Consider the following 10,419-nt stretch of genomic DNA (forward strand, 5'->3'; position numbering starts at 1 on the left):
CTATGTCTTATCCATTATACCATTTTTCAGATGACATTCTATTGACAGCATATTACAAAAAGATGTCATTTTTACACCAATGAGTAGATACTTTTTTACGAAACCTGTTTATAAAGTTGTACAAAATAGAACAGAAAATATCGAAAAGCTTCTTCTTGTATATCATGAGGCGTTAAAAATTCTTCTTCTGGGGACCATTTATTTAACAGTTGCTTTCTATAAGATTCTATAAGCGTTTTATATGGATGATCATACTGTTCATTTAACATTCCGTGCTCAAAAACACTTAACGCAACTCCAATTCTAACCAACGAAATTCCTAAGCCTTCCAATAGTCTTTGGAATATTTTTAATACAATTTCATACACATTAAAAGATGTTTGCCCAAAATATTCTTTAATTAACACTTGCCAACTATTTAATAACTCCCTTGAACTAATGACACCATTAAACCATTTTTCTTCCAACTCATATCCAATGATATCGATTAAAAATAATTGAGGGATATTAATATTGGATGATGACATAGGATTTCTTCGAATTGCTAAAAAATTATTTAATAAAATATTGTAAACTTTTTCTGCAGAACCAATATTACAAAAATAATTCACAATTAAATTAGAAAAATCCATCGATAATATTGGAAGTAATGTAGCATAATAACGGCAGGCATATTTACGATACTTTTTTTGTTCTTCGAACAACTTATTCTCTATTGGTTTTTGTAAAATTTTAGAATAGGTTTCGCCAAATAACTCTAAAAATTCAAATAAAGAGACTGAAAAAGAATGATATGGAGATAGTTGAAGATAGAATTTATTTTGGATATTAACACATTTAGAATTCTTCTTGAATTCTACTTTAACTTTATAAGGTTGAATTAACGTACGAATTTCATTTAGAAAGAAGTTGAAGAAATACGCAGCTTGTTGCTGTGTAATCATTAAGTCACAGACATCTGCATTAGTTGGAATAGCACTAGAATGAAGATATGTTTTATAAAATTGAAGAATCTTTTCTCGATGATTTTTTAACTGATTGCAACAAGAGCAGACGAATTCCTCACCATATAAGCAGCATAAAACTTCCTGATATTTTGGAGCAAACATATGAAATTTCTCGGCATAATAGGATGCATAGAATAGTCTAAGTTTATCTAAATCCTTTTCAAGAAATAACTCCAAAAGTTTTGGGCTTAAAGACTCTAACCACTTTTCTCTTAGTTCTTTTTGTAATACTTTAAAATCTTGATTAAAATATTTAATCGCATATTTATCCTTCATATAATAATCAGAAATTTTTTGAATTTTCACCTGTTCATCATGAGATAATTCATCTTGATGATTGGTAAAATATTGATAAATATCCATTGAGCTTTGAGACTTCATATACTTATCCATAAAATCACATGGCATCACATTATCAGGATCGCTCAATTGATTTTTATCTAAGGCTTCATACGCCTGAATTAATTCTTCGATTAATTCCATTGTATCTAGTAATCCTCTTAGTTCACTCACCGCATATTGCATTCTCAAAACCCCCTTTTATTTTCTAATTTTATTTTACCGTTTTCATCCGCATAAAACAAATGTTTTATCTATATTTTTAAACTTTTTTCCGAAAAAACAAAGCTGTTTGGATGAAATTTCCAAACAGCTTTATGATAATCATAATTCTTTAATTTTTAAGAACATCAGCCACGAGATCCGCACTCATGCAGCTGCTAACATCCTCCTGTTACTATATCCAAAAAGTCAACATTGTATACGTACTCTCAGTCGATATCCGTTTAAATAAAAATGACTTTTTATAGTAGTATTAGCCATGAGATTCGCATCGCGAAACTGCTGGCGTCCTCCTACTACTATACCCAAAAAGTCAATTTTTATTCTACGTCTCCGGATAATGACCATTTTAAATACGCATCCATAAATGGATCTAAATCTCCATCCATCACAGCACCAATATTCCCCGTTTCATGACCCGAACGCAAATCCTTCACTAATGAATACGGATGGAACACATAATTTCGAATTTGAGAACCCCAAGCAATATCTTTTTGTTCACCACGAATTTCTGCTAACTCAGCAGCCTTCTTCTCTTCTTCTAATTGATATAATTTCGTTTTTAACATTGCCATCGCTTGATCTTTATTTTTAAATTGCGAACGTTGCGCCTGACTTTGCGTTACAATTCCAGTTGGAATATGCGTAATACGAACAGCAGATGATGTTTTATTAATATGTTGCCCACCAGCACCACTCGCACGATACACATCAATTTTCAAATCATCCGGATTAATTTCGATATCAATATCCCCTTCTAATTGAGGCATAATATCAATGGAGCAAAATGAAGTATGACGTTTCCCAGCCGCATCAAATGGAGAAATTCTCACTAAACGATGCACGCCTTTTTCGCTCTTTAAATAACCATAAGCATTTAAACCTTCAATAGATAAAGTCACAGACTTAATACCTGCTTCTTCTCCATCTTGATAATCAACTGTTTCGATACGGTATCCATGTTGTTCAGCCCATCTTGTATACATTCTTAACAACATACTTCCCCAGTCTTGCGATTCTGTTCCACCAGCACCCGGATGGATTTCTAAAATCGCACTACATTTATCATGAGGTCCACTTAGTAACATACTTAATTCATATTTTTCTAGCGCTTTTTCAACACTTTGAACATGTTCCACTAATTCATCATGAATTTCTTCTTCTGGATCTTCCTTATACATTTCAAATAAAAGTTCTACTTCTTCTACTTGCAGTTCTAATTGATGAAATGTATCATACACAGCTTTTAACTCATTACTTTTTTGAATAACAGACTGTGCTTTTTCATTATCATCCCAAAATCCTGGTTCTGACATTTGTTGTTCATATGAAGCAATATCTTCTTCTAAATGATCTAAGTCAAAGAGACCCCCTATAACTTGTCATCTGAGTACTCATTTTTTCTAATACATTTCTGATTTCACTAATTTCCATACCAATCTCCTATCTCATTGTAAAAAGGTAGGCTGGACTTTTGCCCAGCCTACTTTTTATTATGCTTGTTCTGGTTCTTCAGTTGGACGATCATGCCCTTGAGCAATCACACTTCTAGCACCTTGCACTTGTTCACGTTGTAAGTTTTGACGAATTTGAGATTTCATCAAGATACGAGTTACATCATAATCAATAGCTGCAATCATTTGTTGGAAACGATTGAACCCTTCTGTTTGATATTCAGTAAGTGGGTCGATTTGTGCATATCCACGTAAACCTACACCCTCACGTAATTGATCCATATCATCGATATGATCCGTCCATTTACGGTCAACTACACGTAAAATGACAACTTTTTCAAACTCAAGCATTTGAGAATCCCCATTTAATTGCTCTTGTTTTTCTTTGTAAACTTCCATTGCTTTTTCATTCAATAAACCTTCGATTTCTGAAGGAGTTTTACCTTTTAAGTCTGATAATGAAATATCATCTGGATGACAAATCGCATTTGCAGCAAAGTCTACTAAGCTTTCTAAATCCCAAGTTTTCTTTTCACCTAATGTGTGATTTTCTACCATACGGTGAATTGTTCTACGAATCATTGCTTTTGTTACTTTTTCTAATGAATTTTCTTCATTAATAATTTGTAATCTTTGTGAATAAATGATTTCACGTTGCTCACGCATGACTTCGTCATATTGTAATACGTTTTTACGTGTATCGTAGTTATTTCCTTCTACACGTTTTTGAGAAGATTCTACTTGACGAGATAACATTTTACTTTGAATGAAGTTGTCATCTCCATTTTCGTCAATATTTAATCTTTCCCAGATTGCTTGCATTCTTTCTCCACCAAAACGTTTCATTAAATCATCTTCTAATGATAGGTAGAATTGAGTTGCACCTGGATCTCCTTGACGTCCAGAACGTCCACGTAACTGATTATCGATACGACGGCTTTCATGACGCTCTGTTCCGATAACACATAATCCACCTAATTCTTTAACGCCTTTACCTAACTTAATGTCTGTTCCACGTCCTGCCATGTTTGTCGCAATTGTAACAGCACCACGTTGTCCAGCCATCATAACGATTTCCGCTTCTTTAAAGTGGTTTTTAGCATTTAATACTTCATGAGGAATTCCTTCTTGATGTAACATTTGTGAAATTAACTCACTTGTTTCAACGGCTACTGTACCTACAAGAATTGGTTGTCCTTTTGCGTGACGTTCTTTAATATCACGTACTACCGCTTTAAATTTACTCTTCAATGATGGATAAATCACATCATGCGCATCAACACGTTGAACAGGTCGGTTTGTTGGAATCGTAATAACGTTCATATTATAAATTTCACGGAATTCTTCTTCCTCTGTTTTAGCTGTCCCTGTCATACCTGACAATTTACGATACATACGGAAGAAGTTTTGGTAAGTAATTGTTGCCATTGTTTTAGATTCATTTTCAACTTCTACACCTTCTTTAGCTTCAATCGCTTGGTGTAATCCATCTGAATAACGACGTCCTTCCATAATACGACCTGTAAATCCATCTACGATTTTTACTTGCCCTTCATCTACTACATAATCGATATCTCGAATCATAATGTAGTTTGCACGCAATGCTTGGTCAATATGGTGAACTAATGCTGAATTATCCACATCATATAAGTTTGGTAAACGGAAAGTTTGTTCTGCTTTATTAATACCTTCGTCTGTTAATGAAATAGATTTAGAAGTTAAATCAATCGTATAATCTTCATCTTCTTTTAATGCTTTAACGAAGAAATCTGCACGTTGGTATAAAACTGTAGATTTTTCAGCTTGTCCTGAAATAATTAATGGTGTACGAGCTTCGTCAATTAAAATTGAGTCAGTTTCGTCAACTACCGCATAGTTTAATGGGCGTTGTACCATTTGTGATTTATAAACTACCATGTTATCACGTAAGTAGTCAAATCCTAATTCACTGTTTGTACTATATGTGATATCTGCATAATAAGCTGCACGTTTTTCTTCTGGTGATTGCCCTGTTAAGTTTACCCCTACACTTAAGCCTAAGAAATTATATAATTCTCCCATTTCTTTCGCATCACGTGTAGATAAGTATTCATTAACCGTTACTACGTGTACCCCATCACCTGAAAGTGCATTTAAATATACAGGCATTGTCGCTGTTAAAGTTTTACCTTCACCTGTACGCATTTCAGCAATATTCCCGTTATGTAGAGTAATTCCTCCCATAATTTGGACTTTATACGGGAATAAACCTAATACACGTTTAGCACCCTCACGCACTAACGCGAACGCTTCTGGTAATAATTTATCTAATGATTCTCCTGAAGCATATCTTGCTTTAAATTCTTCTGTTTTCACTGGAAAGTCTGCATCACTTAATGCTTCCATTTTACTTTCCAAACTAATTACTTTATCCGCTAATTTTTCAAGTTTACGAACTTCGCGTTTGTTATTTTCAACTAATTGCTTTAAAAAATTTGCCATTCTCTGACTCCTTTATATTATTCTTTCCTAATCATCTGTATTGCAAATGAGTATACCAATTGCATCTTATTCATTTTACCATCATTATTCAAAATAGAAAAGAAAAAAAGGTAGAGTTGGAAAAATTTTTCCAACTCTACCTTAAAAAGAAGGATTTTTATACATTTGTTTCAATTAAGCCATATTTTCCATCTTTACGACGATATACAATATGTGTTTCATTTGTTTCTGCATCTTGGTAGATAAAGAAGTTATGTCCTAACATATTCATTTGTAAAACAGCTTCTTCGCTATCCATAGGTTTTAAATCTACACGTTTTGTACGTACAATTTCTAATACTGATTCATCTTCTTCAACTGGTTCTGGTACAACTGGTGCAACAGGAAGATCAAATCCTTTTTCACGAGATTTACGATTAATTTTTGTTTTGTATTTACGAACTTGTCTTTCTAATTTATCAATCACTAAGTCAATACTACCATATAGGTCTCCAGAAGTTTCTTCTGCACGTAAGACTAAATAAGGAAGAGGAATTGTTACTTCAACTTTTGCTGTTTTTTCAGAATAAACCTTTAAGTTAACATGAACTGTTGCATTAGCAACATCGCAAAAGTATTTTTCTAATTTTGAAAGTTTCTTTTCAGCATAATTACGAATTGCTTCAGTAACTTCAATGTTTTCTCCGCGAATATTATATTTGAACATAATAATCTCCCCTTTCATCTGGCTATGCCAGACTGAAGAAATCTCTTAAGGACCACTCTTAAGAATCCCTTCTTTTGATTTCTTTCTATGTTTTTATTATAAACCTTTTTCTTATTTTTTACAAGCGTTTACAATAATCTTTAGGAATTCCTAAACATTTTAATAACACTTTTTAATAAGTTGAATTTAATCTGATTTTATTTGTTAACTCTTTCTCAATGTTCATTATTTTTCCGATTTAAATAACTAAAAAAGCCCTCTATTCCATTGACAGAAACCGTTTACAGTAGTACAGTTAAGATATCTTATAACACAAAGGAGTGTTGTTTTATGGAAAAAGTTTTTGCAAGTCCATCTCGTTATGTTCAAGGAAAAGATGTGTTTAAAACAGGTCTTTCACATGTTTTAGCGTTAGGGAATCGACTACTTCTTCTATGTGACCCAATCGTTTATGATTTAGTCGGAAAAGAATTAGAAGAAAATTTAGTTACTTCCGGAGCAACTGTTTACCATGAAAGTTTCAATGGTGAAGCTTCGAACAAAGAAGTTAGTCGTGTAGCTGAAATCGCTAAAGAACATGAATTAACAGTCATTGTTGGTTTAGGTGGTGGTAAAACAATCGACACTGCTAAAGCAATCGCAGATGACTGTCAATGTCCTGTCGCTATTTTACCAACAGTTGCTTCGACAGATGCACCAACTTCTGCTTTATCCGTTATTTATTCTCCAGAAGGTGTATTTGAACGCTATCGTTTCTATACAAAGAACCCAGATTTAGTTTTAATTGATACAAATGTTATTGCTCACTCTCCTGTTCGTTTACTTGTTTCAGGAATTGCAGACGCTCTTGCTACTTGGGTTGAAGCTCGTGCAGTAATCGAAGCTCAAGGAAAAACGATGGTAGGAGATACTCCAACTATCGCTTCAGAAGCTATTGCTCGTGCTTGCGAAGCTACTTTATTTGAAAACGGACTTCAAGCATTAGCTGCAGCAAATGCAAAAGTAGTCACTCCTGCATTAGAAAAAGTTGTTGAAGCAAACACATTATTAAGTGGTATTGGTTTTGAATCTGCTGGTTTAGCAGCTGCTCACGCCATCCATAATGGATTTACAGCTTTACATGGCGATATTCACACTCTTACTCACGGTGAAAAAGTAGCTTATGGTACATTAACACAACTTTTATTAGAAAACCGTCCTAAAGAAGAATTAGATAAATATATTACATTCTATAAAGAATTGGGCTTACCAACGATATTAAAAGAAGTAAAATTAGATACTGTACCATATGAAGATTTACTAAAAATCGGTCGTTTAGCTACACAAGATGGTGAAACAATCCACCAAATGGTCGTTCAATATACTGCTGAAGATGTAGCAAATGCTCTAATTGCTCTTGATCAGTACGTGACAACTCGATTTTAATTTGTGAGGAATACATTCTATTCAAAATCACACCCAATCAGCTCAAGCAGATACCTGCTTCTGCTGATTTTTTTATTTATTTCCTAAATAATTCATAGTCACCTATATAAATCTTCATCAAACATAGTATAATATAGGTGAAAATTTCATCAGACTATATCGTAATCACTAAAATTGAACGGAGGGTTATTATGTTAAAAAGAATCATTGGTTCTGCTAGTTTATTATTATATCTATTATTACCTTTTTTCAACATTCAAATAATGAACATATTTTATCCTAATTTTTTAAGAGCAAATCATACTGCTCTTTTCGGAATAACCATTTTGTTTATTTTAAATATTGTATTAACAATTTTAGTCATTACTCTATCAATCAAAACTAACCTACTGAAATCTCGTATGATAACAATTGGAATCTATCTTTTTATGGGATTATTCCTTCTTGTTTTGATTATTGGAATTCCAAAAGTTATACAAACCTATATTTTTACCCAATTGATTACATCCCTTTTTTCATTTGCTTTTGTTTTTGGAATAGTTATTTCTTTAACTGTTTTATCAAAATTTTAAACAGTATCTATATTAAAATTTAAAAAGGAATTAAGTAATTTTAAATGACTTAATTCCTTTTTTATTCCATCCTGTTATCGAAACACCGTAAACAACCTAATATCCTCTATCTCTTTATCTTGCAATAACTTAGCAGCTAGTCTGATTGTTTTCCCAGTTGTATAAATATCATCAAACAATAAAATTTTAGTTGGTAACTTTACTTTTTCTTTCAATACAAAAGGTTGTTGGAGTTTCATCCTCTCTTCCCTTGTCTTTTCAGATTGTTTTTTTCCTTTTCCAATATGTTGAAAGAGTTGCTGATATGGAATTTTTGAGAGTTCTAAAATATATTCAACTGATTCAAATTCCCTTTTTTCTAAACTTTGTTTAGATGTTGGTAGTGGACAAATCGTATATCCTTGTTTGATATATTTTTTCAACACCTTTTTCAAATCTTCTTTTATTAAAAATGCTACAGCACAATCGCCTATAAATTTATATCGTTCCATAAATTCTTTTGCCTGCTCATCATAATGATATAATGCTTGATTCATGGGAAAATAAGAATCCATCTCTTTCCAGCGAATACAGTCATAACACAATGTCTCTTCCTCCATTAAACGACCACATCCCGGACAAATTGGTTCCTTTTCTAATGAGTGGAATAAGTTTTGACACTGACGACAAATCGGTCTTGAATTCCACATGAATAAAGAACTAATCCCTGAATCTGCTGTTACATCATTTCTACACCACACACAACGCATTTTAGTCACCTTCTATTAATCCTCTTTTTCTAGCTTCTTCATTTAATGATTCAATTTCTTTTTTCGCTTGTTTCATTGCTCGACTTATTCCTTCATAAAAATAGACGACTTCTCCTCCCGGATGATTCACACTTCTGCCTACTCTTCCAGCAATTTGTACTAATACTTCCCTTGTAAATATCTCTTCTTGTGCCTCTATTACCGCTACATCAATGCCATAAAAAGTCACTCCTCTTTCAAGAATGGTTGTCGTAATTAGAAAATCTAATGTCCCATCTCTCATCTGTTGTATTCTTTCTTGCCGCTGTTCCTCTTGAGAAGATACACTAGAAAAGCTTGCATTCGGAAAGGCTCGACTCATCATTTCTTCCACCGCTGGAATTTGCCTTATCGTTGATACAAATACTAAAAACGGAGTTTTTTCTTCAAGTCTCTTCTTCATCCAGCTATACAATTCTTGCGGAATTTTTTTCTTTTCTAAAGCTCTATCCCAATTTCTTAATTCCTTGAAAATCGGTACAACAAGGGGATGTCTGTGAAATCTTGCCGGTAATAACGAATAGGATAATTGATGATGTTGAATTTGATACAATTCTAATTTTGAAGGCGTTGCTGTCATAAAAACTAACCTCCCTGTTGGCTTAACCGCACGATGAACCGCAAATTGCAACATATCACTATTAGAATAAGGAAAGGCATCTACTTCATCTACAATAAGTACATCAAATGCATGATAAAATCGTAGCATCTGATGAGTCGTTGCAATGGTAATCGGAGTTCTTTTATACGCCCCATCTGTTAACCCATGTAATACAATGACCTCTTCAAAAGGAAAGGCTTCTTTAATTCTGGGAGTCAATTCATTACACACGTCAATTCTTGGAGCTGCTAATCCTACTCTTCCTCCCTTTTCTAATACTGTACGTATTAGTTCAAAAATCATTTCTGTCTTTCCTGCTCCGGTTACGGCCCATACTAAATGCTCCTTATCCGTTACTTCTACTAATTCTTGCGAGAGTTTTTCCTGTTCTTTAGACATCGTATGCTTGTAATATACCTGAACGGAATGCGGTAAAAATGCAGGCGTTTGTTCCTCAATGGCCACTAGGACACAACATTCTTTGATTTTTCCCATATTCAAGCATTTCAAACAATAATGACAATTTTTCTTGCAAATAATGCAAGGGCCTACCGAAAAATCTTCGCTATTTTGATTCACACAACGATTACAAATGAATTTGCCACTTTCCTTATGAAATCCAGGCAACACTTCACCTAATTCTTCTAATGTCGAATCTCTTTGTGACTGAAATCTTACTTGAATTCTACCTTGATTTTCCATAACACACCTCCAATCTTTATATACGAAAAAAGCAGCGAAAAAATTCGCTGCGACGATAAATAAAAAAAGGCTCATCGACAAATTCTGTTGGTGAATCAAATTTAACACCAAATTAAGTCTTT

The 10,419-nt window shown here is 33.4% G+C and carries 8 protein-coding genes; 2 read left to right on the plus strand and 6 right to left on the minus strand.

The genetic code is table 11. The features are described 5' to 3' along the window. Positions 1-95: 95 nt before the first annotated feature. The 4 genes from RWZ86_RS03035 to hpf form a co-directional block, all read right to left on the minus strand. The gene (locus tag RWZ86_RS03035) at positions 96-1,532 is read right to left on the minus strand and encodes a hypothetical protein (protein ID WP_314679884.1); all 1,437 of its coding nucleotides are present in this window, start codon (positions 1,530-1,532) and stop codon (positions 96-98) included. Between the two features lie 356 nt (positions 1,533-1,888). After that, positions 1,889-3,002 (minus strand): peptide chain release factor 2 gene (prfB, locus tag RWZ86_RS03040; RefSeq protein ID WP_314679886.1). Its coding sequence is split into 2 segments (ribosomal slippage): positions 1,889-2,944 and positions 2,946-3,002, totalling 1,113 coding nucleotides; the frame shifts between segments, so codons are not numbered across the junction. A gap of 59 nt (positions 3,003-3,061) precedes the next feature. Continuing rightward, positions 3,062-5,503, minus strand: a complete 2,442-nt coding sequence (secA, locus tag RWZ86_RS03045) for a preprotein translocase subunit SecA (protein WP_314679888.1) — start codon at positions 5,501-5,503, stop codon at positions 3,062-3,064. A gap of 157 nt (positions 5,504-5,660) precedes the next feature. After that, complete coding sequence (hpf, locus tag RWZ86_RS03050; protein WP_314679890.1) at positions 5,661-6,209, minus strand: ribosome hibernation-promoting factor, HPF/YfiA family; 549 nt, start codon at positions 6,207-6,209, stop codon at positions 5,661-5,663. A 330-nt stretch (positions 6,210-6,539) separates the two neighbouring features. Between hpf and RWZ86_RS03055 the strand changes: the two genes are divergently transcribed. Together RWZ86_RS03055 and RWZ86_RS03060 are read left to right on the plus strand one after the other, a co-directional pair. Further along, entirely contained in the window at positions 6,540-7,634 is a 1,095-nt protein-coding gene (locus RWZ86_RS03055; RefSeq protein WP_314679892.1) for a glycerol dehydrogenase, read from the plus strand. A 191-nt stretch (positions 7,635-7,825) separates the two neighbouring features. Next, positions 7,826-8,206 (plus strand): hypothetical protein, encoded by a 381-nt coding sequence (locus RWZ86_RS03060; protein WP_314679894.1) that lies wholly within the window; start codon positions 7,826-7,828, stop codon positions 8,204-8,206. Positions 8,207-8,280: 74 nt separating this feature from the next. On the opposite strand, the gene RWZ86_RS03065 is transcribed toward RWZ86_RS03060, so the two are convergent. Continuing rightward, positions 8,281-8,955 carry a hypothetical protein gene (locus RWZ86_RS03065; protein WP_314679896.1) on the minus strand — a complete coding sequence of 225 codons (675 nt, stop codon included), beginning with the start codon at positions 8,953-8,955 and terminating at the stop codon, positions 8,281-8,283. 1 nt (position 8,956) lies between these two features. Then, positions 8,957-10,297 (minus strand): helicase-related protein, encoded by a 1,341-nt coding sequence (locus RWZ86_RS03070; protein ID WP_314679897.1) that lies wholly within the window; start codon positions 10,295-10,297, stop codon positions 8,957-8,959. Positions 10,298-10,419: the final 122 nt, after the last annotated feature.

Source organism: uncultured Granulicatella sp. (assembly GCF_963545075.1).
Classification (GTDB): Bacteria; Bacillota; Bacilli; order Lactobacillales; family Aerococcaceae; genus Granulicatella.

What these genes read in the sequence shown, in the direction of transcription:
- RWZ86_RS03035 (WP_314679884.1), bottom strand. Translation starts at nt 1,532, where the DNA reads ATGCAATATGCGGTGAGTGAACTAAGAGGATTACTAGATACAATGGAA.
- secA (WP_314679888.1), bottom strand. Translation starts at nt 5,503, where the DNA reads ATGGCAAATTTTTTAAAGCAATTAGTTGAAAATAACAAACGCGAAGTT.
- RWZ86_RS03060 (WP_314679894.1), top strand. Translation starts at nt 7,826, where the DNA reads ATGTTAAAAAGAATCATTGGTTCTGCTAGTTTATTATTATATCTATTA.
- RWZ86_RS03065 (WP_314679896.1), bottom strand. Translation starts at nt 8,955, where the DNA reads ATGCGTTGTGTGTGGTGTAGAAATGATGTAACAGCAGATTCAGGGATT.
- RWZ86_RS03055 (WP_314679892.1), top strand. Translation starts at nt 6,540, where the DNA reads ATGGAAAAAGTTTTTGCAAGTCCATCTCGTTATGTTCAAGGAAAAGAT.
- hpf (WP_314679890.1), bottom strand. Translation starts at nt 6,209, where the DNA reads ATGTTCAAATATAATATTCGCGGAGAAAACATTGAAGTTACTGAAGCA.
- RWZ86_RS03070 (WP_314679897.1), bottom strand. Translation starts at nt 10,297, where the DNA reads ATGGAAAATCAAGGTAGAATTCAAGTAAGATTTCAGTCACAAAGAGAT.